We start from the raw sequence: 25,381 nt of genomic DNA, 5'->3' as shown, positions 1-25,381 counted from the left end.
GGCCGCCGGGCCGCAGACGACGACGAAGCCCGCACCTGCGCCGCGCGGGCGGAGAAGCGAACAAAAGGGTCCTGTGAACACCGTGGATGCCCGAGTCGTGATCGTCGGGGCCGGGATCGTCGGCTGCTCGCTCGCCGATGAACTGACCGCCCGTGGCTGGCGGGACGTCACCGTCCTGGAGCAGGGCCCGCTGCTCGCCCCCGGCGGCTCGACCTCGCACGCCCCCGGCCTGGTCTTCCAGACCAGCCCCTCCAAGACCCTGACCGACTTCGCCCGGTACACCGTGGAGAAGTTCTCCTCCCTCGAGGTCGACGGGCTGCCCTGCTTCAACCCGGTGGGCGGTCTGGAGATCGCCACCAGCGAGGAGCGCTGGGCCGATCTGCACCGCAAGGCCGGTCTCGCGGCCTCCTGGGGCGTACGGGCCGAGCTGCTCGGCCCCGCCCGGTGCGCCGAGATGTGGCCGATGCTGGACCCGGAGCGGATCCTCGGTGGCCTCCACACCCCGGACGACGGGCTGGCCCGGGCGCTGCTCGCCTCCCGCGCCCAGATGGAGCGGGCCACCGCGCACGGCGCCCGCTTCCTGGACCGGCACACCGTGACCGCCATCGAGCGGGAGGGGGGCCGGGTGACCGCCGTCGTCACCGACCGGGGCACCTTCCCGGCCGACATCGTGGTCTCCGCCGCCGGCTTCTGGGGCCCGCTGATCGGCGACATGGCGGGGGTTCCCGTCCCGCTGCAGCCGCTGGCCCACCAGTACGCCAAGACCGGGCCGCTGCCCGAGCTCGCGGGGGTGAACGACCCCCGTACGGAGGCGAGCAAGCCGATCCTGCGCTTCCAGGACCGCGATCTGTACTACCGCGAGCACACCGACCGCATCGGCATCGGCAGCTACGCCCACCGCCCGCTCCCCGTGGACCCGGCGCGGCTGCCCGCGTACGACGACGCCCCGGTGATGCCGTCCTCGCTGCCGTTCACCCCGGAGGACTTCGCCCCGAGCTGGGAGGACAGCGTCCAGTTGCTCCCCGCGCTCGGCGCGAGCCGGGTCGAGGAGGGCTTCAACGGCGTCTTCTCCTTCACCCCCGACGGTATGCCGGTGATCGGCGAGTCCCGCGAGGTGCGCGGCTTCTGGCTGGCCGAGGCGGTGTGGGTGACCCACTCCGCGGGCGTCGCCCGGGCCGTGGCCGAGTGGATGACGGACGGGCGGCCGGGCATGGACGTCCATGAATGCGATCTGTACCGCTTCGAGGACGCCCAGCGCTCCCCCGCCTACGTCACCGAGCGCGGGCAGCGGAACTTCGTCGAGGTCTACGACGTCATCCATCCGCTGCAGCCGATGGAGCAGCCCCGCCCGCTGCGGGTCAGCCCCTTCCACGTCCGGCAGCAGGAGTTGGGCGGGTACTTCCTGGAGGCGGCGGGCTGGGAGCGGCCGCACTGGTACGAGGCGAACGCCGCGCTCGCCGAGTCCGTCGAGCTGCCCCCGCGCGACGCCTGGTCGGCCCGCTACTGGTCGCCCATCGCCGCCGCCGAGGCCAGGGCCACCCGGGAGCGGGTCGCGCTGTACGACATGACGCCGCTCAAGCGGCTGGCGGTCACCGGGCCCGGCGCGCTGGACTTCCTGCAGCGCATGACCACCAATCAGCTGGCGAAGAAGCCCGGCGCGGTCACCTACACCCTGCTGCTGGACGAGGCCGGGGGCATCCGCAGCGACCTCACCGTCGCCCGGCTCTCCGAGCACCATTTCCAGGTGGGCGCCAACGGCGGGCTGGACCTGGACTGGCTGCTGCGCCACGCGCCCGATGACACGTATGTCGCGGACATCACCCCGGGCACCTGCTGCGTCGGCGTCTGGGGCCCACTGGCCCGGGAGCTGGTCCAGCCGCTGACCCGCGACGACTTCTCGCACGAGGCGTTCGGCTACTTCAAGGCGAGGCAGACCTATATCGGCCATGTCCCGGTGACCGCGATGCGGCTGAGTTACGTGGGCGAGCTCGGCTGGGAGCTGTACACCACCGCCGATATGGGCCTGCGGCTGTGGGACACCCTGTGGGAGGCCGGACAGCGCCACGGGGTGATCGCCGCCGGGCGCTCGGCCTTCAACAGCCTGCGGCTGGAGAAGGGCTATCGCGCCTGGGGCCATGACATGACCACCGAGCACGACCCCTACGAGGCCGGGGTCGGCTTCGCCGTCCGGATGAACAAGGGCGACTTCATCGGGCGCGCGGCGCTCGAGGGCCGCTCCGAGGAGACCGCGGCGCGCAGGCTGACCTGTCTCACCCTGGACGACCCGGCCGCGGTCGTCCTGGGCAAGGAGCCGGTGTACGCCGATGGCGTCCCGGCGGGCTATGTGACCAGCGCGTCGTACGGCTACACGATCGGCCGGACCGTCGCCTACGCCTGGCTGCCCGCCGCGGCCGCGGTGCCCGGCACCGCCGTCCACATCGAGTACTTCGGCGAGAAGGTGCCGGCGACCGTCGCCGCCGAGCCCCTCTTCGACCCGCGCATGGAGCGCATCCGCCGCTGACACCGAGCGCCGCGAGAGCGGGAAACGACCGCTTGGAGGACCCCTTGGCACTCACCGGTGACACCGCCCACCCCATCGAGCTCTTCGACCCCCGCCGGCTGATCGCCGCGCCCGCCTGAGGAGAACCCATGACCGTGGCTCCCGAGTCCCCCGCCGTCACGACCTCCAGTCTGCTCGCCACTCTCCCCGGCCACTGGTACACCGCTCCCGGGGTCTTCCGCCGGGAGCAGGAGCACCTGTTCGAGGCCATGTGGTTCTGCGCGGTGCGCGGGGCCGACCTGGACCGGCCGGGCGCCTTCCGCACCGTGCGGATCGGCCGGGAGAGCGTGCTGATCACCCGCAACCGACGGGGTGAGCCGCGGGCGTTCCTCAACATCTGCCGCCATCGCGGCGCCCGGCTGTGCACCGAGGAGTCCGGTACGGTGCGGCGCTCGCTGCAGTGCCCGTACCACGCCTGGACCTACGATCTGGACGGCCGGCTCACCGCCGCCCCCAACCTATCGAAGATGCCCGATGTCGACCGGACCGAGCGCGGACTGGTGCCGGTACGGCTTCGCGAATGGCTCGGCTATGTCTGGGTCTGCCTGGCCGAGGAGCCACCGTCGTTCGAGGAGACGGTCATCGGGGCGGTGGCCGAGCGGCTCGGCGACGGGGAGTCCGTGGAGCGCTACGGCGTGGCGGGGCTCGCGCTGGGCCGCCGGATCTCCTACGACGTCGAGGCCAACTGGAAGCTGATCGTCGAGAACTTCATGGAGTGCTACCACTGCGCGACGATCCACCCCGAACTCACCGAGGTGCTCCCGGAGTTCGCCGACGGGCTGGCGGCGCAGTACTTCGTCGGGCACGGCGCCGAGTTCGCCGAGGAGGCCCAGGGATTCACGGTGGACGGCAGCGAGGGGTTCGACCGGTTCGCGGGGATCGCCGACGAGCAGGACCGCCGCTACTACGCGATCACGGTACGGCCGCAGGTCTTCCTCAATCTGGTCCCCGACCACGTGATCATGCACCGGATGTTCCCGCTCGCCCCCGATCGCACGCTGGTCGAATGCGACTGGCTCTACGCACCCGAAGTGGTGGCGTCCGAACGGGATCTGTCGAAGTCGGTGGAGCTGTTCCACCGGGTCAACACCCAGGACTTCGACGCCTGTGAGCGCACCCAGCCCGCCATGGACTCCCGCGCCTACCGCGACGGCGGGGTGCTCGTCCCCAGCGAACACCACATCGGCGCCTTCCACCGATGGGTGACCGACCATGTCCCGACACCGGAAGCGGAGGAATGCCCGTGACGGACCTCTTCATCGGTGGCCAGTGGACCGGCGCGATCGACGAGCGCACCCGGGAGATCCGCTGCCCGGCCGACGGATCGCTGGTGGCGGTCGTCGACGAGGGCGGCGGCAAGGACGCGGCCGAGGCGGTGGCCGCCGCCCGGGTGGCGTTCGACCAGGGGCCCTGGCCCCGTACCCCGGTCGGGGCGCGCGGCGATCTGCTGCTGCGCGTCGCCGGTCTGGTGGAGCGCGACAAGGCCGCGCTCGCCCGCGCCGAATCCCTGGACACCGGGAAGCGCCTGGCCGAGAGCGACGTCGACATCGACGGTGTGGTGGCGTGCTTCCGCTACTACGGGCAACTGGTGCGCACCGAGGCGGACCGGGTCGTGGACACCGGCAGCGAGCACGCCGTGAGCCGGGTGGTCTATGAACCGGTCGGGGTCTGCGCGCTGATCACGCCGTGGAACTACCCGCTGCTGCAGACCGCGTGGAAGGTGGCGCCCGCGCTCGCCGCGGGCAACACCTTCGTGCTGAAACCCAGTGAGCTGACCCCCAGCACCGCGATCGCCCTGATGCGGCTGCTGGCGGAGGCCGGGCTGCCGGACGGGGTGGCCAATCTGGTGCTCGGCCCGGGCGCCGAGGCCGGGGCCCCGCTCACCGACAACCCCGATGTGGACATGGTGTCCTTCACCGGGGGCCTGCGGACCGGGCGCCGGATCATGGCCGCGGCCGCGGGCACGGTCAAGCGGACCTCGCTGGAGCTGGGCGGCAAGAACCCCAATGTGGTCTTCGCCGACGCGGACTTCGACACGGCCGTGGACTACGCGCTCACCGCGGTCTTCCTGCACTCCGGGCAGGTCTGCTCGGCCGGGGCCCGGCTGCTGGTGGAGGACCCGGTGCACGACGCCTTCGTCGAGGAGGTCGTGCGCCGCGCCCGCGGGATCCGGCTCGGCGGACCGTTCGACGAGCGGGCCCAGACCGGCCCGCTGATCTCGGCCGCGCACCGGGCCAAGGTCGAGGCGTATGTGGCGGCCGGGCTCGCGGAGGGTGCCCGGCTGCGCTGCGGCGGCACCCGCCCCGACGATCCGGCCCTGGCCGACGGCTACTACTTCCTGCCGACCGTCCTCGACCGCTGCCACAGCGGGATGTCGGTGCTGGCCGACGAGTCCTTCGGGCCGGTGCTCACGGTGGAACGTTTCGCCGGTGAGGACGAGGCGGTACGGCTGGCCAACGACACCGTGTACGGGCTCGCCGGGGCCGTATGGTCCGGCGACGAGGGGCGGGCGCAGCGGGTGGCCTCCCGGCTGCGGCTGGGCACCGTCTGGATCAACGACTACCACCCCTGTCTCCCGCAGGCGGAGTGGGGCGGGTTCAAACAGTCCGGGACGGGGCGGGAGTTGGGGCCCAGCGGGCTCGCGGAGTACCGGGAGGCCAAGCACATCTGGCGCAATACGCGTCCGCGTCCGCAGGGCTGGTTCGCCTGACCCCCGCGGGGGGTCACCTGGCCCGGGCACAGGCCCAAGAGGACGGCGGGAGGAGGCGGCGCGCGGTGCGCTGCGCCATTCGGGTGAGCCCCGGTCAAGGATGTTGCCCGGGTCCCACCGGAATGGGTTACTGAATCCGTCCGATTCCGGTGGGCTGCCCATCCTTTCCGGCGGAGTGGAAGACGCCTTGCCAGATCGGAGCCGTCATGCCCCGTCGCCCGTTGGGACTCATCATCGTCACCGACCCCGGTGAGAACTGCATCGCCGTCGTCGATCCGGAATCCCACAGGCTCGTTCCGACGCTCAGCGCCCCGATCCCGCTCCCGGCGCGGAGCATGCCCGACCGGCTGGTGGTGCGCACCGCGCGCGACCGCCTCGACGCGCTGGCCTCCCTCCACCGCGGCACCCTGATGGACCCCCTCCCCGGTGGCCCGGACCGGCCGGTGCTCCCCGGGACGCGGACGGGCGTCGATGCCGTTCGCCCCCTGGGCACGTACGAGCTCTTCAACCAGTTCGCCGGGATCTTCCCCGACCAGGGCCCCTACAGCGGCGGCACGCTGGTGACCGTCATCGGCAGCCACTTCTCGGGCGCCACGGACGTGTTCTTCGGCACCCGCCGGGCGGCGAGCTTCTCCGTCCTCGACGACCAGACCATCGTCGCGGTGAGTCCCTCGGGGACGGGCTCGGTCCCGGTGTATGTCACCACCCCGAGCGGAACGGCCCCCATCGGCTCCTTCTTCTACCTCCCGTGGCCCACCCTGACCGGCATCGCGCCCGTCGCCGGACCGATCGGCGGGGGTGACATCGTCGAGCTCACCGGCGTCAATCTGGGCACCGCGCGGCTGGTGCGCTTCGGCGACTCCGTCGCCCACCCCACGGCCGTCTCCGACCAGCACCTCCTCGTGGCCGCTCCCCCGGCCTCGGGGCCCGGCACCGTTCCGGTGTACGTCATCACGGTGGGCGGGGTGAGCAACCGGCTGCTCTACACCTACGCCGCCGTGCCGGTCGTCACCGACGTCAGCCCGGCCACGGGGTCCACCGCGGGCGGCGAGCCCGTCGTCCTGACCGGCACCGGGCTCAGCCATGTCACCGCCGTCACCATCGGCGGCGTCCCCGCCACGTCCTTCGGGTCGATCTCCGACACCCTGCTCGTCGTGGTGACACCCCCGAACGTCCCCGGCCCCGCCGACATCACCGTCACCACCGCCGGGGGCAGCATGACGGTTCCGGACGGCTTCGGCTACGTGGCGCCGTCCACCACGGCCGTCACCTCCGCGCCCGACCCCTCCGTCGTCGGCCGGCCGGTGACCTTCACCGCCGTGGTGGCGGGCGTTCCGCCCACGGCGGGCACCCCCACCTCCACCGTCACCTTCGACTTCGGCGACGGAAGCCCGACCGTGGCCGTCTCCCTCACGGGTGGTACGGCCACGGTCGGCCACGCCTACGCCGCCCCGTCGATCGTCCCGTACGCCGTCACCGCCGAGTACGGCGGCGATCTGTACTTCACGGCCTCGACGGGCACGGACACCCAGACCGTCGGCCGGGCATCGACCACCACTGCGGTGAACTCCACCCCCGATCCGTCCGTGCCCGGACAGCCCGTCAGCTTCGTCGCCCAGGTGGCCCCCGCGCCGCCGGGGGCCGGTGCGCCGACCGGGACGGTGACGTTCGACTTCGGCGACGGCACCCCGGCCGTCACCCGGCCGCTGGCGAACGGTGCGGCGACGGTGACCCACGCCTACGCGGACGTCTCCGGGAGCCCGTACCCGGTCACCGCCACCTACGACGGGGACGCCAACTTCACGCCCTCCACAGGCACGGACGCCCAGACCGTCGAGCCGGCGGGGACGGCCACCGCGGTGGGCTCCGCACCGGGTCCGTCCGTCGTCGGCCAGCCGGTGACCGTCACCGCCGCGGTCACGGCCGTACCGCCCGGCGCGGGCACTCCCACCGGCACCGTCACCTTCGACTTCGGCGACGGCACCCCGACCGTGACGGAACCCCTCACCGGCGGCACGGCGGCCACCAACCACACGTACACCGACACCACCGGCAGCCCCTACACCGTCACCGCCACCTACAACGGCGACACCAACTTCACCGCCTCCACGGGGACGGACCTCCAGTCGGTGGGGCGGTCCTGGACCGCGACCGCCGTGTCCTCCGCACCCGATCCTTCGGCAGTGGGCGAGCCGGTGACCGTCACCGCCACGGTCACGGCGGTCTCCCCGGGGGCGGGAACGCCGACGGGCACGGTCACCCTCGACTTCGGCGACGGCACCCCGACCGTCACCCAGCCCGTGTCCGCGGGCCAGGCGGCGGCCACGCACACCTACACCGGCGCCTCCGGCAGCCCGTACGCCATCACCGCCACCTACAACGGCGCCGCGGACTTCCTGACGTCCCTCGGCACCGACTCGCACACCGTCCAGCCGGCCGCCACCGCGACCGCCGTGACCACCGCGCCCGACCCCTCGGCGGTGGGCGACCCCGTGACCTTCACCGCCACCGTCACGGCGGTGCCGCCCGGCGCGGGCACCCCCACCGGGACGGTCACCTTCGACCCCGGGGACGGCGCCCCGCCCCTCACCGCGCCCCTCTCGGGCGACACCGCGACCGCCACGTACACCTACACCGACAGCGCGGGCAGCCCCTACACGGTCACCGCCACCTACAACGGCGACGTCGACTTCACCGCGTCCAGCGGCACCGACACCCAGACCGTCGAACCGGCCGCCACCGCCACCGCCGTGGCCTCCGTGCCCGACCCGTCCAGCGTGGGGCAGTCCACGACGTTCGTCGCGAAGGTCACCCCCGGAACCCCGGGGGCCGGTTCGCCCACGGGCACGGTGACGTTCGAGTTCAGCGACAGCACGCCACCCGTCACGGCGCCCGTGGCCGGTGGCACGGCCACGGTGGCCCACACCAACCCGGAGTCGGCGACCCCGTACACGGTCGCGGCCACCTACAGCGGCGACACGAACTTCCACCCGTCCTCGGGGACGGACACCCATCAGGTCGTCCAGGGCGTGTCGGCCACGGTGGTGACCGCCTCGCCGTCCCCCTCGGTGACCGGCGAGCCGGTGACCTTCACCGCGACCGTCGCGGCCGTGCCCCCCGCCTCCGGCACGCCGACCGGCACGGTCACCTTGGACTTCGGCGACGGCACCGCGCCCGTCGCCCTCCCCCTCACCGGCGGTACGGCGACCACGGATCACGCCTACACCACCGCGGCCGGCAGTCCGTACACGGTCACCGCCACCTACGACGGCGACGCCGACTTCGTGGCGTCCGTCGGCACCCGGCTCCACCCCGTCGACCCGGCCGGGACCGCCACCACGATCACCGCCACGCCCGACCCGTCCGTCACGGGCGAGCTGGTCACGGTCACCGTGGCGCCCACCGGGCCCGGCGCGGGCACCCCGACCGGGCCGGTCACCCTCGACTTCGGCGACGGCACCCCGACGGTCACCGCCGAGTTGGTGAACGGCTCGGCCTCGGTCACCCATGCCTACGCCGGCACGGCGGGCAGCCCGTACACCATCGCGGCCGAGTACGGCGGCGACGCCGACTTCGCCCCGTCCGAGAACGCCCTGGTCCACGCCGTCGCACCGGCCGCGACCACCACCGTCGTGACCTCGTCGCCGACTCCGTCGGCCGTGGGCCAGACCGTGACGCTGATCGCGCGGGTGGCGCCGGTGCCGCCCGGCGCGGGCGCGCCGACCGGCACCGTGACCTTCGACTTCGGCGACGGCACCACGACCGCCACCGTGCCGGTCGCGAACGGTGTGGCCACGACGGCGCACGCCTACACCTCGACCGCGGGCAGCCCGTACACCATCACCGCCACCTACGGCGGTGACGGCAACTTCGCCACCTCCACCGGCACCGCCGTCCAGCAGGTGGAGATGAGCGTCTCCGCCACCGCGACCACGGTGACCACCACCCCGGACCCGTCCGTCGTCGGCGAGGCGGTGACCGTCTCCGCGACCGTGGCGGTCCTCCCGCCCGCCGTGGGCACCGCCACCGGGACCGTGACGTTCCACTTCGGCGACGACGCCCCGACCGTCACCGTCCCGCTGACCGGCGACACGGCGACGACCAGCCATGCCTACGCCTCCACCGCGGGCAGCCCGTACACCATCACCGCCGTCTACAGCGGGGACGACGACTTCACCGGGTCGACCGGGCTCGACATCCAGAGAGTCACCCCGGCCCCGTCGTCCACCACGGTGAGCTCCGCGCCGAATCCGTCCGTGACGGGCGAGCCGGTCACCTTCACCGCGACCGTGGCGTCGGGCCAGGCGGGCGCGGGGACCCCGACCTCCACGGTGACCTTCGACTTCGGCGACGGCAGCCCGGCGGTCCGGGCGCCCCTCACCGCCGGGACGGCGATCGCCGTCCACGCCTACCCGCACCCCGCGGGCAGCCCGTACACCGTCACCGCCACCTACACCGGGGACGCGAGCTTCACCGGATCCACGGACACCCTCACCCAGACCGTGAACCCGGCGGCCACCTCCACCACCGTCTTCTCCTCACCGGACCCGTCCCACGTCGGCCAGCCCGTGACCGTCACCGCCAACGTGGCGGTCACCGCCCCGGGTTCGGGCACCCCGGGCGGCACCGTCACCTTCGACTTCGGCGATGGCACCCCGGCGGTCACCGCCCCCAGCGTGGCCGGAGTGGCGACGGTGACCCACGCCTACACGGACACCTCCGGCAGCCCGTACACCATCAGCGCCACCTACGGCGACGACGGCGACTTCGCGCCCTCCACCGGCACCGACGTCCACACCGTCCATCCGTCCTCGACCACCACCACGGTGACCGCCGATCCCGATCCGTCGGTGGTGGGCGAGGAGATGACCGTCACGGCGACGGTCGCGCCGGTGCCGCCGGGGGCCGGGGTGCCGTCCGGCACGGTCACCTTCGACTTCGGCGACGGCACGGCACCGGTCATCGTGCCCCTCGCCGGTGGAGCCGCCGTCCTCTCGCGCGCCTACGCGAGCAGTCTCGGCAGCCCCTACACGATCACCGCGACATACGGCGGCGGTGATGACTTCCGGTCCTCGGTGGACACCGAGACCCAGACGGTTCTGCCGTCCGCGACGCTCACCACGGTGAGCCCCGCGCCGGAGCCGTCCGTCGTGGGCCGGCCGGTCACCTTCGCGGCGACCGTGGCGCCCGTGGCACCGGGCGCGGGCTCGCCGTCCGGGACGGTGACGTTCGACTTCGGAGACGGCAGCGCCCCGGCCGCGGCCCCGGTCGTCGACGGCCTGGCGACGGCAGTGCACGCCTATACGACCGCGGCGGGCAGTCCGTACCCCGTCACCGCCACGTACGGTGGCGGCCCCGACTTCACGGGCTCCAGCGACCTCGTCACCCACTCCGTCGGCCGGGCCCTCACCACGACGGCGGTGGTCTCGGCACCGGATCCGTCGGTGGCGGGCCAGCCGGTGACCGTCACCGCCACCGTCACGGCGGTCTCCCCGGGGGCGGGCACCCCCACCGGCACGGTGACCTTCGGCTTCGGCGACGGCACCGCCCCCGCCACCGCGCCGGTCACGGCCGGGGTCGCCACCGTCACCCACGCCTGGGCCGGCACCTCGGGCAGCCCGTACACCCTCACGGCGGACTACGGCGGCGACGCCGACTTCACCGCCTCCACCGGCACCGACACCCACACCGTCGCCCCGGCCGCCACCCACACCGATGTGGCCTCCGCTCCCGATCCCTCGGTGACGGGCCAGCCGGTGACCCTCACCGCCACCGTCTCGGCCGTCTCCCCGGGAGCCGGGACCCCCACCGGAACCGTCACCTTCGACCCCGGCGACGGCACGGCCCCCGTCACCGCGCCCATGACCGGGGGCGTGGCCACCCTCATCCACGCCTACACCGACGCCACCGGCAGCCCGTACACCATCACCGCCACCTACGACGGCGACACCAACTTCCTGACGTCCCTCGGCACCGACAACCACACCGTGGGCCGCGCCTCGGCCACCGTCGCCGTCAGCGATCTGCCGGATCCGTCGGTCACCGGCCGGCCGGTGACGTTCTTCGCGAGGGTGGCGCCGGTCGCCCCGGGTGCGGGCGCGCCCACGGGCACGGTGACCTACGACTTCGGCGACGGCACTCCCACGGCCGACGTCCCGGTGACGGACGGTGTGGCGACGGCCGCGCACACATACGCCACCGCGGCGGGCAGCCCGTACACGGTCACCGCCACCTACGGCGGGGACGCCCACTTCATCGGCTCGGTGAACACGGAAAGGCACCTCGTCGAGCGGGCGTCGTCGACCACGACGGTCGGCTCGTCGCCGAATCCGTCGGTCACCGGCCAGCCGGTGACCGTCACCGCCACCATCGCGGCCGTCTCCCCCGGAGCCGGAACCCCCACCGGCACGGTCACCTTCGACTTCGGCGACGGGACGGGGGCCGTCACGGCGCCGGTCAGCGGCGGGGTGGCGACCATCACCCACGCCTATCCGATCGCCTTCGACAGTCCGTACACCATCGCCGCCTCCTACAGCGGCGACGCCGACTTCACCCCGTCCACCGGCACCGCCATCCAGACCGTGAACCCGGCCGCGACCGGCACCACGGTGACCTCGACCCCCGACCCCTCGGTGACCGGCCAGGCGGTGACCATCGGCGCCACCGTGTCACCGGCCGTACCAGGAGACGGGATCCCCACCAGCACCGTCACCTTCGACCCCGGCGACGGCAGCCCACTGGTCACCGCGCCGCTCGTCCAGGGCTCGGCGAGCATCACCCACACCTACACCGGCACCTCCGGGAGCCCCTACGCCATCACCGTCTCCTACAGCGGCGACGCCGACTTCACCGCCTCCACCGGCACGGACACCCAGACGGTCGGTCGGGCGGACTCCGCCACCGCCCTGGTCACCTCTCCGGACCCGTCCGTGGCGGGTGAGCAGGTCACCTTCACCGCCAGGGTCTCCGCCGCGGCCCCGGGGGCGGGCAGCCCGACCGGCACGGTCACCTTCTCCTTCGGGGACGGCTCGCCGACCGCCACCGCACCGGTCAGCGGCGGGGTGGCCACCGTGGTCCACCCCTACGCGACCTCGGTCGGCAGCCCCTTCACGGTCACCGCCTCCTACAGCGGCGACGCCGACTTCGCGCCCTCCACCGCCACCAGGACCCATACGGTGCTGGTGAGCGCCGCCACCACGTCGACCACCGTGACCTCCTCCCCGGACCCCTCGGTGACCGGCCGGGCGGTGACCTTCACCGCGACCGTGGCCCCGACCCCGCCCGGTGCCGGGGTGCCCACCGGCAGGGTGACCTTCGACTTCGGCGACGGCACACCGACCGCCACGGCGCCGCTCTCCGCCGGGGTGGCGACCGTGGTCCACGCCTACACGACCGCGGTGGGCAGCCCGTACACGGTCACCGCCACCTACAGCGGTGACGTCAACTTCAGCTCATCCGCGGGCACGGACACCCAGAGGGTCAACCCCGCGTCCACGACCACGACGGTGGCCTCCGCGCCCGATCCCTCCGTGGTCGGGCAGCCGGTGGCCCTCACGGCGACGGTGGCCCCCGTCGCCCCGGGGGCGGGGGTGCCGACCGGCACCGTCACCTTCGACTTCGGCGACGGCACACCGGTCGCCTCGGCGCCGCTGGCCGGCGGGGCGGCCACCATCAACCACACCTATACGAGCGCCGACGGCTTCACGGTGACCGCGACCTTCGACGGTGGCCCCAGCTTCCTGTCGTCCAGCGGCACCGACGTCCAGACCGTGAACCAGGCGGCCACCACGACGGCGGTGGTCTCCTCGCCGGATCCCACGGTCAGCGGTCAGCCCGTCACCCTCACCGCGACGGTGGTGCCGATCGCCCCGGGGGCGGGGGTGCCGACCGGCTCCGTGACCTTCGGCTTCGGCGACGGAACGCCGACCGTCACCACTCCGCTCACCGATGGCCTCGCGTCCGTCACCCACTCCTACGCGGGGACCTCCGGCAGCCCGTACACCGTCACGGCCGCCTACGGCGGGGACGCCGGGTACACCGCGTCCATCGGCACCGATGTGCACAGGGTCAACAGGGCGGCCACCACGACGGCGGTGTCCTCCTCGCCCGACCCCGGCGTCACCGGGCAGACCGTGACCCTCACCGCCACGGTCTCCGCGCTCGCCCCGGGCGCCGGAACGCCCACCGGCACCGTCACCTTCGACCCCGGGGACGGCACCCCGGCCATCACCGCGCCGCTGTCCGGTGGCACGGCCACCGCCACCCACGCGTACGCCGGCGCCGCGGGCAGCCCCTTCACCATCACCGCCACCTACAACGGCGCCACCGGCTTCGCGCCCTCCACCGGCACCGACACCCAGACCGTGGGCCGGGCGGCCACCACCACGACCGTGATCTCCGCCCCCGACCCCACCGTCGCCGGCCAGACCGTGACCCTCACCGCCACCGTCACCGCGGTCGGGCCCGGCGCCGGAACCCCGACCGGCACCGTCACCTTCTCCTTCGGCGACGGCACACCGGCCGCCACGGCGCCGGTCGCCGGGGGCGTGGCCACCGTGACCCACACCTACGCGGGGACCTCGGGCAGCCCGTACACCGTCACCGCCACCTACAACGGGAACAGCGGCTACACGACCTCGACCGGCACGGACACCCAGACCGTGGGCCGGGCGGCCACGACGACGACCCTCGCCTCCACGCCCGACCCCAGCGTCACCGGCCAGACCGTCACGCTCACCGCCACGGTGGCATCGGTCCTCCCCGGCGCCGGGATCCCGACCGGGACGGTCACCTTCTCCTTCGGGGACGGCACGCCGACCGTCACCGCACCGGTCACCGGCGGGGTGGCCACCACCACCCACGCCTACACCACCAGGACCGGCAGCCCCTACACGGTCACCGCCACCTACAACGGCGACACCAACTACACGACCTCCACCGGCACGGACACCCAGACCGTGGGCCGGGCGGCCACCACCACGACCGTGGTCTCCGCCCCCGACCCCTCGGCGGCCGGCCAGTCGGTGACCCTCACCGCCACCGTGGCGCCCCTCTCCCCCGGCGCCGGAACCCCCACCGGCACGGTGACCTTCAGCTTCGGCGACGGCACGCCGACCGTCACCGCACCGGTCACCGGCGGGGTGGCCACCACCACCCACACCTACACCACCAGGACCGGCAGCCCCTTCCCCATCACGGCTGCCTACAACGGGGACATCGACTTCAACGCGTCCAGCGGTACCGACACCCAGACCATCAACACCAAGACCGCGACCACCACCGCGGTGACCTCGACCCCCGACCCGTCGGTGGTCGGCCAGCCGGTGGCCATCAGGGCGACGGTCTCGTCCGCGTCCGGCACCCCGGCCGGAGCGGTCACCTTCTCCTTCGGCGACGGCACCAACACCGCCGGGGGAATCCTGTCCGGCGGCATCGCGACCGTCACCCACACCTACACGACCACCACCGGGAGCCCGTTCACCGTCACGGCCGCCTACAGCGGGGCCGAGAACTTCGCCGCCTCCAGCGGCACGGACACCCAGACCGTGGGCAAGGCGGCCACCACGACATCCGTGGTCGCCTCCCCGAACCCCTCGACGGTGAGCGATCCGGTGACGGTCACCGCGACCGTGTCCCCCGTCGCCCCCGGAGCGGGGACGCCCACCGGGACGGTCACCCTGGCCATCACCGAGCGCACCCCCCAGGTGGTGACACTGGTGAACGGCACCGCCTCCGCGACGTTCAACCGCTGCAGAAGGGGACGCACACCGTCACCGCCAACTACAACGGCGACGTCGACTACGCGAACTCCTCGGCGTCCATCACCCAGACGGTGAACACCGGTCCGGGGTAGCCCGCCGGGCTCACGGCCGGTCCACCGCCTCGGCGGGCGCCTCCGCGTCCGCCTCGGGGCGGCGGTACATCCGGGTGGCGGTGATCTGGCCGTGCACCTGCTGCTCCTCCTCCGGCTCCCGGACCGGAAGGCCCGGCCGCAGATGCTCCTCGACGCTGATGTACTTCAGCCCGGCCCGCAGATCCGCGTCATTGCGCAACCGGATCACCAGCGGGAACTCGGCCAGCGCCGTGGTGTCGAACAGCCCCGTCGTATAGAGCAGCTGCACCCCCAGCGCGTCCGCCACCGCCCGCTGGAGCTCCAGCAGATAGGTGGCGTTGGCGCGGCCGATGGGGTTGTCGAGGAAGAGGGTGCCCGCGTGGCGGTGCTTGTCGCGGCCCCGGTCGTTGCTGCGCAGGGCCGCCATCGTGCAGTACAGCGCGATGGCGGCGGTCAGCAGCTGGCCGCCGGAGAACACATCGCCCATCTGCCCCACCGGCACCCGCTCGGCCCGCAGCACCGCGTCCGGCTTGAGGATCTCCACGGCCACGCCGCGCGGCTGGAGCGCGGCGTGGACCCCGCGCAGCAGCAGTGACATGCCGTCCCGGCGCAGATCGGAGTTCTTCCGGACGGCGGAGCGGGTGGCCTCGTCGATGACCTCGCCGAGCCGCTCGGTGAGCGTGGCCTGGTCGGGGTCCTCGAAGCGGATCCGCAGGAACTCCTGGCCGGACCACTCGCCGAGCCCCTCCGGGAGCCGGGAGAGCCGCTGCGCCGAACGCAGCGTGGCGAGGCAGGACTCGACCAGGCCGCGCAGCCGGTCCACGATCGAATCGCGGTTGCGCTCCAGCTGCTCCAGCTCGTCGGTGAGCACGCGCAGCCGGGGCGCGAACGCCTCCGCCCAGGCGGCGGCGTGCTCGGGCAGCGCGGCCGCGGGGAGTTCGCGGATCTGCTGGCGGGCGGGGGTGCGCACCTGCTCGTAGCGGGTGGAGTTGGCGTGCCGTACGAGGACGTCGCTCGCCTCCCGCACCGAGGACTCGGCCGCAGACAGGTCGGCGGCGCAGCCGCGCAGTGAGCGGCGGGTCTCGGCGGCGGCCTGACGGGCCTCGGCGAGAGCGCCGGCGTACGGCTCGGGCCGCTCGCCGTCGTCCTCCGCGCCGGGGCCGTCCCGCAGCAGGTCCCGCAGCAGGGCGGCGGTCTCGTCGAAGCCGCCCGCCGCGTCCTCGGCGGCGCGGTGGGCGCGCACCAGGTCGGCGTGGGCGGTGCGAGCGGTGTCCAGGGCGTCCGTACGGGCGGCCAGTTCGCCGTTGGCGGTGCGCAGCAGCTCCTTCGCCTGCTCGGCGTCGGCCGGGACCATCTCCTCCGGCAGCTCGGTGTGGGCGTCGCCGTCGGCGGGGGCGAGCCGCTCGGCCTCGCCGCGCAGCCGGCCCAACTGCTCGCTCGCCGCCGACGCGCGGCTCTCCAGCATCTGCACGAGCGACTCGGCGCGGGCGGCGGCGGCCTGCCGGGAGGGGCCGTCGGCGCCGTCGGTGCCCTCCAGGAGCTGGGCGGCGCGGGTGCGGACCTTGTTGGTGAGCCGGTCCAGGGAGGCCAGGGCCGCGCTCTCGTCGCTTTCGGCGCGGGCCTGTTCGGCGCGGAGGTCGGCGCCGACGCCGACCTTCTCGTAGACCTGGGAGGCGGCGCGGTACGCCTCGCGGAGCGCGGGCAGCGAGGCGGAGGGCGGCTCGGCGTCCTCGCCGAGGTCGTCGGGGGCGCCCGCGATCTCCGCGCGCTCGGCGCGCAGGGCGCGGGCGGTACGGCGCGCGTCGTCGGCCGCGCGCTGGGCGGCGCGCCGGTCCTCGTCGGCGGCGCGGGCCCGGTCCACGCAGCCCGCGGCGCGCTCCTCGTACTCGGCGGCCTCCTCGGCCAGTTCACGCAGCCGGGTCTGCCAGGTGGCGCGCTCCCGCAGCCGGTACGCCAGACCGGCCAGCGCGTCCGCCACCCGGCGGGCTCGCTGCGCCGCCTCCTGGCGCTCGTCCCGGACGCGGGCGGCCTCGGTGGCGGCCTCGTCGGCCTCGGCCCGTGCCGTACGCGCCTCCACGAGGTCGCTCTGCGCGGTGTCGGCGGTCTCCCGGGCGGTCTCGGCCGCGGCCGCGAGCTCCGCGAGCCGCCCGGGCGGGCAGCCGGTGCGCCAGGAGGCGAGCCGCGCGGACAGCGCCCGGTCCCCGGCCAGCCGGGCGGCGAGCGCCCTGATCTCCTCGTCCCGCGCGGTGGCACGGGCGCGCAGCTCGCGCCGCTCGTCGTCGGCGGCGCGCTCGTCGTGCATCGCCGGGTTCGGCGGCACGAGGAAGACCCCGCTGTCCTCGGCGCCGGGCGCGGGCGTCGGCGCGAGCAGCGCGGCCGACGTCCCGACGGCCACGGCGGACCGCGGCAGCAGCGACGCCTGGCCGAGCACCTCACGGGCGCGGGCGTGGGTGCCGGGGTCGGTGATGACGACACCGTCGACCAGCTCGGGCCGGGCCGCGAGCACGGCGGCGTGGTCGACGGGGTCCACGGCCTGGGCGAGATAACGCCAGCCGGGGAGCGCGGGGATGCCGTGCTCCCCGAGGAACTCGACGGCCGCCAGCACATCGGCACTGGGCGGCAACAGCCCCCCGTCACCGAGCGCGCCCAGAATCCGCGCGTCCTCGGCGGCAGCGGTCCGCAACTCGAACAACTGCCGCTCGGCGGAGCCCACGCTCTCCTCGAGCAGCTCCCGCAACGCCTCGGCGTTCCGGTCCAACTCCTCGGCGGTGAGCGGCCCGCCCGCGAGGGCCCGCGGGGCGGGCCGGGGGTGGCGACTACGGTCGCGGTCGCGTTCGAGTTCGGGTTCGCCGCCGGGCTCGGGGCTCCAGCAGTCGGAGTCGTCGGGGGCGGAGTCGGAGTCGGCGTGGGCGAGGGCGTCGGCGGGGGTGGCGTCGGCGTTGTCGGCGCCGATGTCAGCGGCGCCCTCCGACTCGACCGGACCGCCGTGGGCGACGTCGGCGGCGCCCTCCGCTTCACCCTGACCACCGTCAACGTCCCCGACCCGAGCGGACACCTCCCCGGGCGGCCGGGAATCGGCGGCCACGACCCGGGCGCCGCCGCGCGGGCCCTCCGGGCGCGGGCCGTCATCGCCCGAGGGGGCGCCCTCGACGTCGTCGAGCCGCACCGTCACCCGCCCCGCGGGCCGCGACTCCGCCGCGAGCGGACGGCGCCGGTGGGCCTCCCCCGGGCCCACCTCCGCGTCCTCGGCGGCCGCTCCGTGCCGAGCGGGGCGCGTCTCTTCCGCCTCACCACCGACGACAGCGGTGTCCCCCGCCTCGTCAACCCGACCGGTGCCCGGCCACCGGTCCCCCACGGAAGGGACGTCGCGCTCCACGCGCTCCGCAGGACCTGCCTCGCCCACCGGGCCCGGGGCGGCGCCCTCATCCGCGAGGCGCGCCGGGGCGGCGCCCGGCATGCCACCGGCCCTCGCCCCGTCACCCTCCTCGACCCGAGCCACAGCCCCGCCCGCCGGGCACGGCCCACCGACCGCACAGGACGCGGAAACGCCGTCACCGGGCACCGGTCCGGCACCTGGGAGCCGATCGCCCGCAACGGCGGGGGCACCCTCCGTGCCCGCGACGGCGTCCGCCGACCGGGCCACCGGGCCCGGGGCGGCGTCTGTCCCGGCGTCGTTCTCTCCCGCGAGGTGTTCGCGGGTGTCGGTGGGGGGCTCCTCGGGGGCGTAGGCGTGGTCGTGGGGCGCGGGTTCGCCGTCCGCGGGGATCGTGTGGGCGGAGGGGTCCGCGCGGAAGGCGGCGGGGAGTTGGGAGAGGCCGACGTCGTCCGCGTCCTCCTCGTCCACGTGGACCGTGATCCACCCGGCCCGGTCGGAGTCGGTCGGCAGGGCGCGGGTACCTCGGCGGCCCGCGGCGTCCGCGTCCGGAATCCGTACCGTCACCCCGCGCGCCCCGCGCCCGTCCGCCGGTGACGGGCGGGGGGTGGTGGAGCGTGGGGCGGGGACGGCGGCGGACGGCTGTGGCAGGCCGAGCAGTTCGAGCAGGCGCTGCTCCGCGCCCAGCGCCTCCGCGGCGCGCCGCTCCGCGTCGTACGCGGACTCCGCGGCCCGCGCCGCGTCCACCGCCCGGGCCGCGGCCAGTTCGGCGCGGGCCTCCTCCGCGGCGGCCGACTTCGCGTGGTCGGCGGTGCGCCGGGCCGTCTCGCGGGCCTCCTCGAAGGCGGCCACCGTGGTCTTCTCGGCGTCGCTCGCGGCGAGCGCGGCGCGGGCCGGGTCGGCATCGGGGGCGGAGTCGTCGAGCCATCCGGCGCGGACGGCCTCGGCGGTCTCCTGCTCGACCTCGGCGAGCCGCTGGCGCAGATGCTCGGCGTCGCTGCGGGCGCGCTGGGCCGCCGTGGCGGCGGAGGTGGCGTCGCGGTGGGCGGCCTCACCGGTCTCCTGGAGGGCGGCGGAGCGCTCCTCCTCCTCGTTGGCGACCCGCTCGCCGTCCTCCGCCGCCGCGTGCAGGGCGCGGACGAGGTCGGCGGCGGCCTTGGCGCGGGCGGCGAGCGCGGGGGCCGCGTCCCGCTCGGCCTCGCGGATGGCGGCGGCCACGCGCGCGGAGCGGTCGGCGGCGGCGCGGTGGCGCAGCACCGTCTCGGCGGCCTGCCAGGCGGAGTGCAAGGTGCGGGCGTCGTTGAGTTCGCGGCGCTGCGCGGCGGCGCCCTTCTCGGCGGCGGCCAGCGCCAAGGAGGCGTGCCGGTAGGCGAGTTCGGCGGCGACGAGATCGCTGCGACCGCGCGCTCCCTCGGCGGCGGTGACGGCCTCGGCGGCGGAGGCGACCCGCTCCGCGAGCTCGGCGGCACGCGCCCGCTCCTCCGCGCCGCGCGCGGACAGCCGCCGGGCGAGCGTACGGGTGCGGCGCTCGGCGCCCGCGTGCACACCGCGCGCCTGCTCACGCCGCTCCGCGGCGTCCGCGATGCGCTGGAGCAGATCGAGCGAGCCGGCGGTGAAGTCACGCTCGGCGGTCAGCTCGGCGCGGCGCCCCAGCTTGTGGGCGAAGCCGTGGACGAGGTCGGCGAGCCCGTCGGTGTCGCGGGTGTCGGTGACGGCGCGCAGCAGGAGGTCGGTGAAGTCGGAGTCGTTCTTGACCGCGAAGAGTCCGGCGGCCTCGCCCTCGTCGGCGTTCATCTCCCGCTGGTAGCGGAAGAGTTCGGGGTCGAGGCCGAGCTCGCCGAGGTGCTCGTTCCAGCGCTCGTGGATCTCCACCCAGACCACGTCCAGATGCGGGTACGCCTTGCCGGCCTCCGTAAGGGCGTCACGGAAACCCTTCATCGTGCGGCGGCGGCCCCGTGCGGTGGAGGCGCCCTCGACGGCGGGCCGCACCGCCGCGGACTCGGCGACCGGCAGCGAGTCCAGGCTCATCCCGGGGCCGGGCCGGAAGGAGTACCACGCCTCGGCGAACTTCCGCGGGTCGTTGGAGACCTGACGGCCGCGCCATTCGCTGACCTTGCCGACGACGACGGTCTCACCGGTGACGGTGTGCTGCCACTCCAGCGCGACATGCCCGCAGTCGTCGGCGAGCAGGAACTTGCGCAGCACACCGGAGCTGGCGCCGCCCAGGGTGTTGCGATGGCCGGGCAGCATCACCGAGAAGATCAGCTTGAGCAGGACGGACTTGCCGCCGCCGTTCTCCAGGAAGAGGACCCCGGCGGGGGCGGGGCGGCGCGGCGGGCCGACCGGCTCCTCCTCGAAGAACTCCGCCTGGGTGGGCGCGGGGCTGGGCACCGGCTCGCCGACTCCGCGCAGGTCCAGCACGGTGTCGGCGTACCGCGCACCGGCCGGCCCGATGGAGTAGAGGCGGATCCGGGACAGCTCGTACATGGCGGCGGACTCTCGTTGTCGGAAGGGGTGGTGATGTCAGGCGGGGCGCGGGGCGTCGGGGTTCAGGAGTGGAAGGGGAGACCGGCGTCGGCCACCAGGTCGAGGTCGTCGCCCTGGTCGGGGGGCAGCAGGGTGGCGCCGCCGTCGCTGACGGGGACGACGCCGAGCTCCAGCAGCTCGGCCATGGCGGCGGAGGCCGCCATGTCGCGCACCTGGAGCTGGTAGCGGGCGGTCGTACGGTAGGTGCCGCCGGATTCGTCCCCGGTGCGCTGGAGGAAGCCGGAGTCGACCAGGAAGGCGACGGCCTTGCCGACGATGCCGGTGGTGGAACCGGCGAGCCTGCGCGCGTCCTTGGTGGCGCCGGTCGCGCTGCGCCGGGCGTAGACCCGCCAGGCGGACTCCAGCCCGGGCGCACCGGTGGCGGGGTCGGTGTTCTCCCCCTGCTCCTCGGCGCGCTCCTCCAGCCGCCGGCACGCCTGGCGGACGAAGGCGTCGACGCCGTTGACGGTGACGCGGCCGATATAGCCGTCGTCGGCGAGGTCCTCGGGGCGGGGGAACGCCAGGGCGGCGACGGCGAGATGGGCGAGGCCGTGCAGGAAGCGGTCGGCGGAGTCGGTGGCGGCCCGGCGGGCGTAGTCGCCCATGCGGACGGCGAAGACGGAGTCCTCGGCGGCGGTCACCGCCATTCCGGCGCGGGTCGACACCTCCAGCACGATGAGCCCGAGCCCGGCGGCGATGGCGTCGGTGAGGCGCGCGAACGCCGGTTCGTCGCGGTGGCGGCGCAGCAGCTCGGCGTATTCGACGTCCCGCGCGGGCAGCAGCTTGGGCTGGAGCCCGAAGGCCACCAGCCGCGCGGCGTCGGCCGCGTCGGCGGGCGTCAGCCCGGCCGACGCCGGGGCGGGGGCCGCGTCCGGCGGTGTCATCTCGTCGATGTCGTACTCGGTCACGGCTGAACCTCCTCGCGCGGGGCGTACTCATGGGTCGCGGCCATCACGCCACCTCGGCGCGGTCGGCCGCCATACCGGCCGCGTCCAGCAGGGCGGTGCCCACTATCAGGTCGGCGCCGCCGAATTCGGGGTCGGCCAGCTCGGTGCCGTCGTCCACGGCGAACAGCAGCCGCTGCTCGCCCTGGCGGTAGGCGGTGCCGACCGGGGGGCTGGCGGCGTGGACGGCGAGGAGGGCGATCAGATAGGGCAGATCGGGGTCGCGGCGGCGGGCGTCGGCGAGCAGCCCGGACAGCCGGCGCGGGGCGTCCGCGGGCAGTTCGAGCAGCTCCATGGCCACCGCGAGCTGCTCCTCGCTGAAACGGCTGTCGTCGGGGGTGGCGATGAGGTCGGGCTCGGGCATCTCCGCGCCGAGGTGCTCCCGCTCCACCGGCGGGGTGAGCAGCATCTCGACCAGGTCGCTCATCCGCACCGAGGTCGGGGTGCGCAGCCCCGTGCCGCGGGCGAAGAACGCGTCGGTGACCCGGCCCGCGCGCTCCAGCGGCAGCGGGAGGACGGGGGCCAGCAGCTGTCCGTACAGGTCGTATCCGGAGCGCGGGGCGGGGGGCGCGAAGGCTTGGCGGTCCTGCTCGGCGCGGAACAGCGGACCGGCCTCCAGCAGCCGGGACTGCAGCTGGGTGTGGCGCCGGATGCAGTCCTTGACGATGTCGACGAGCTCGGCGGCGCGCCGCTTGTGCTCGGCGCCCTCGGCCTCGTCGCGCGCCTTGCGGATGTTGGTGAGGATCGCGTTCTCGTGGCGGTAGCGGTCGGCGACGTGGTCGAGCGCCTCGCTGATCAGCTCGGGGACGGTGCTCAGCCAGTCGACGGCGCGGACGTTGCGCCGGGTGGCGTCGAGGGTGCGGCGCAGCGTCTCCGAATACTGCACGGTGCGGTAGCGGGCCTGCTCGGCGGCGAGTTGGGCATCGGCGAGGCGGCCCCGGCTGATGAGGACCTCCAGCTTGACCTCGGCGGCGATCTGCGCGCTGGTGACGTCCGTGTCGAGGGCGCCGACCAGGACGTTGACCGCCTCGTCGGTGGTGCGCAGATAGACGCTGCCGCCGGGCCCCGGCACCTCCTCGATCAGCTTGAAGTCGTAGTCCCTGCGGACATATACCCCATCGGGCCCGAAAGTGCCGTAAACGGCGCGGAAGCCGCGGTCCACACTGCCGACGTTGATCAGGTTCTCCAGCACCCAGCGGGCGACCCGGTCGTGCTCGGCGGCGGGGCGCCCGGGGGCCTGGGCCGCCACCCGGGGCAGCAGCCTGGCCACTATCTGCTCGTGGTCGGCGCCGGTGTCGAAGTCCATGTGGAGCGTGACGAGGTCGATGGCGGCGAGGGCGACCTCCGCCATCGCGTACACCCCGTACTCCCCCGCGAGGTTGGCCTTGCGCGCGTCCAGGTCGTGCAGCGGCGCGGTGCAGGCGAGCGCGCGCAGCCGCCGGGCCAGGCCCTCGTCGGCGGCCGGGCCCGGTGCCGGCCGGGCGGCCCCTTCAGCGGTGTTGAGCTGGGGCGCGGCGGCCCCCGGGGGTGGAGATGTCACGTCGCACAGAGTAGGCGGTCGCACCGACAACGTACGAAACGGCACGGAGATCCCGCTATGGCACACCAGGTCCCCCGCGCGTGCACACGCGTACACCGGCGCGTCCCCCGCACCTCACCGATCCGTCAGTCTACGGCTCACCGGCCGGTGGTCCGTCCAGGGCGAGCGCCGCGAAGGTGGCGAGCCAGTGGTCGCCGGTGAAGTCCCCGGAGACGGTGGCCGGGAGCCCGGCGGCCAGGTGGTCGCGGGCCGCCGTCCGCAGCACGTCCGCCCGTGGATCGCCGTGCGGCAGGGCGGCGGCCAGGCGGCGGAGCGCGGCGGCCCGGCTGAGGACGAGGCCGAGGAGGTGACCGATCTGCGGATCGGCGGGGTCGGAGACGATGGGCGGGGTGAGCACGGTGACGGGCGCGCCCCATTCGACGCCGGGGAGGAAGCGTTCCAGCCAGCGCGCGAACTCCTCTTCCGGCAGCACCCGGCAGACCGCCTCGGCCTCGGTGAGCGCGGGCGAGAGGAAGTCCTGCCCGGAGGGCTCCCAGTGGACAGGGGCGTCGCGGTCGTCGGCGAACCAGCCGAGGACGGCCTCGGTGACCGGCTCCACGATCCCCTTGGCGCCCGCGGCGGCCGCGCTGTCCAGGACCAGGCCGAGAGCGAAGGCGCTGTTGGTGTGGACGCCGTGCCGCACCGGATAGGTGGCGCGTTCCAGCCATCCGCTCAGCAGTGCGCAGACGGCGTCGGCGGCCGGTTCCAGGGCCTCGGCCCAGCGCTCGCCCGCGGGCCCCGGCAGGCTCCGGCACTCGGCGGTCAGCGCGAGCAGCCAGGCCCATCCGTAAGGGCGCTCGAAGGAGGGGTGGGCGCGCAGATAGTCCGCCTCGGCGGCGAGGGCGCCGGCCGTAAGGTGCCCGTCCAGTACGGCGGTGACCTCGTCGGCGCGGACACGGTCGGGGCAGCGGCGCAGCAGCCGGACCAGCAGCCAGTGCATATGGACCGCGGAGTGCCAGTCGTAGGAGCCGTAGAAGGCGGGGTGGTGCCGGCGCGGCTCGACCAGGTCCTCGGGCCCGCGCAGCAGATGCGCGGGGGCGTTGGGGTAGGACCGGGTGACGTTGGCGGTGGCGAGGGCGGCGAACCGGGCCGCGTACCGGCCGAGTCCGCCCCCCGTCCCGTCCGGCTCGTCCGGCTCGTCCGGCTCGTCCGGCTCGCCCCGCTTGTCCGGCTCGCCGCGCTCGTCCGGCTCGTCGAATTCATGAGGCGCGTTCAATGCGTTGCCCCCTCGGCGACGCGCAGATCGGTCCGGGTGCTCACGGCCGCCCCGATGATCGCCCGCAGCGCGTCGGCGGCCATGGGGGCGGGCAGTGCGGGTTCGGCGCCGTCCACGACCTGTTCGGGCGCGTACGGGAGGTGGACGAAGCCACCGCGCAGGGCGGGCCGCTCGGTGGCGATGAGATGGGCCAGACCGTAGAAGACGTGGTTGCACACAAACGTTCCGGCAGTCTGCGAGACGGCGGCCGGGATCCCGGCCTCGCGGACGGCCGCGACACACGCCTTGACGGGCAGGGACGCGAAGTAGGCGGCGGGACCGCCCTCGACCACCGGTTCGTCGATGGGCTGACGTCCCGCGTTGTCGGGTATGCGGGCGTCGTCCACGTTGATCGCGACTCGCTCGACGGTGACACCGGGACGGCCGCCCGCCTGGCCCACGCACAGCACCAGGTCGGGGTCGGCCTCCGCCACGGCGGCGGCCAGCTCCTCCAGCGCGGTGCCGAAGACGCAGGCGAGTTGTACGGCCGTGACCTCGGTGCCGGGCGGCGGATCGGCGGCCACGAGGGAGGCGGCCTGCCACGACGGGTTGACGGCCGAGCCCGCGAAGGGTTCGAAGCCGGTGAGAAGCACGCGGGTCAC

The 25,381-nt window shown here is 74.6% G+C and carries 9 protein-coding genes; 4 read left to right on the top strand and 5 right to left on the bottom strand.

Annotation, left to right across the window (positions count from 1 at the left end; all coding sequences use genetic code 11):
- Positions 1–82: 82 nt before the first annotated feature.
- The 4 genes from ACZ6TD_RS40465 (at position 83) to ACZ6TD_RS40450 (ending at position 15,106) form a co-directional block, all read left to right on the top strand.
- Positions 83–2,521 carry a GcvT family protein gene (locus tag ACZ6TD_RS40465; RefSeq protein WP_471346173.1) on the top strand — a complete coding sequence of 813 codons (2,439 nt, stop codon included), beginning with the start codon at positions 83–85 and terminating at the stop codon, positions 2,519–2,521.
- Between the two features lie 128 nt (positions 2,522–2,649).
- Positions 2,650–3,807, top strand: coding sequence for an aromatic ring-hydroxylating oxygenase subunit alpha (locus ACZ6TD_RS40460; RefSeq protein ID WP_471346171.1), 1,158 nt, complete (start codon positions 2,650–2,652; stop codon positions 3,805–3,807).
- Complete coding sequence (locus ACZ6TD_RS40455) at positions 3,804–5,270, top strand: aldehyde dehydrogenase family protein (RefSeq protein ID WP_471346169.1); 1,467 nt, start codon at positions 3,804–3,806, stop codon at positions 5,268–5,270. Before ACZ6TD_RS40460 ends, ACZ6TD_RS40455 begins: the two co-directional genes overlap by 4 nt.
- A 206-nt stretch (positions 5,271–5,476) precedes the next feature.
- Positions 5,477–15,106, top strand: coding sequence for an Ig-like domain repeat protein (locus ACZ6TD_RS40450; protein ID WP_471346167.1), 9,630 nt, complete (start codon positions 5,477–5,479; stop codon positions 15,104–15,106).
- Between the two features lie 27 nt (positions 15,107–15,133).
- On the opposite strand, the gene ACZ6TD_RS40445 is transcribed toward ACZ6TD_RS40450, so the two are convergent.
- The 5 genes from ACZ6TD_RS40445 to pcp form a co-directional block, all read right to left on the bottom strand.
- Positions 15,134–20,962 (bottom strand): hypothetical protein, encoded by a 5,829-nt coding sequence (locus ACZ6TD_RS40445; protein ID WP_471346165.1) that lies wholly within the window; start codon positions 20,960–20,962, stop codon positions 15,134–15,136.
- Between the two features lie 62 nt (positions 20,963–21,024).
- A complete protein-coding gene (locus ACZ6TD_RS40440) occupies positions 21,025–21,885 on the bottom strand; it encodes a hypothetical protein (RefSeq protein ID WP_471358486.1) in 861 nt (286 codons plus the stop codon).
- 67 nt (positions 21,886–21,952) lie between these two features.
- On the bottom strand, positions 21,953–23,485 hold the full coding sequence (locus ACZ6TD_RS40435) for a hypothetical protein (protein WP_471346163.1): 1,533 nt from the start codon (positions 23,483–23,485) through the stop codon (positions 21,953–21,955).
- Between the two features lie 130 nt (positions 23,486–23,615).
- Positions 23,616–24,740 carry a DUF2891 domain-containing protein gene (locus ACZ6TD_RS40430; protein WP_471346161.1) on the bottom strand — a complete coding sequence of 375 codons (1,125 nt, stop codon included), beginning with the start codon at positions 24,738–24,740 and terminating at the stop codon, positions 23,616–23,618.
- Positions 24,737–25,381: a pyroglutamyl-peptidase I gene (gene pcp / locus ACZ6TD_RS40425; RefSeq protein WP_471346159.1), complete on the bottom strand. Its 645-nt coding sequence runs from the start codon at positions 25,379–25,381 to the stop codon at positions 24,737–24,739. The genes ACZ6TD_RS40430 and pcp overlap by 4 nt, the downstream gene beginning before the upstream one ends.

This window comes from Streptomyces yongxingensis (assembly GCF_055597465.1).
Note: the sequence above shows the minus strand (reverse complement) of the source record. Positions and strands in the feature narration are given on the sequence as shown.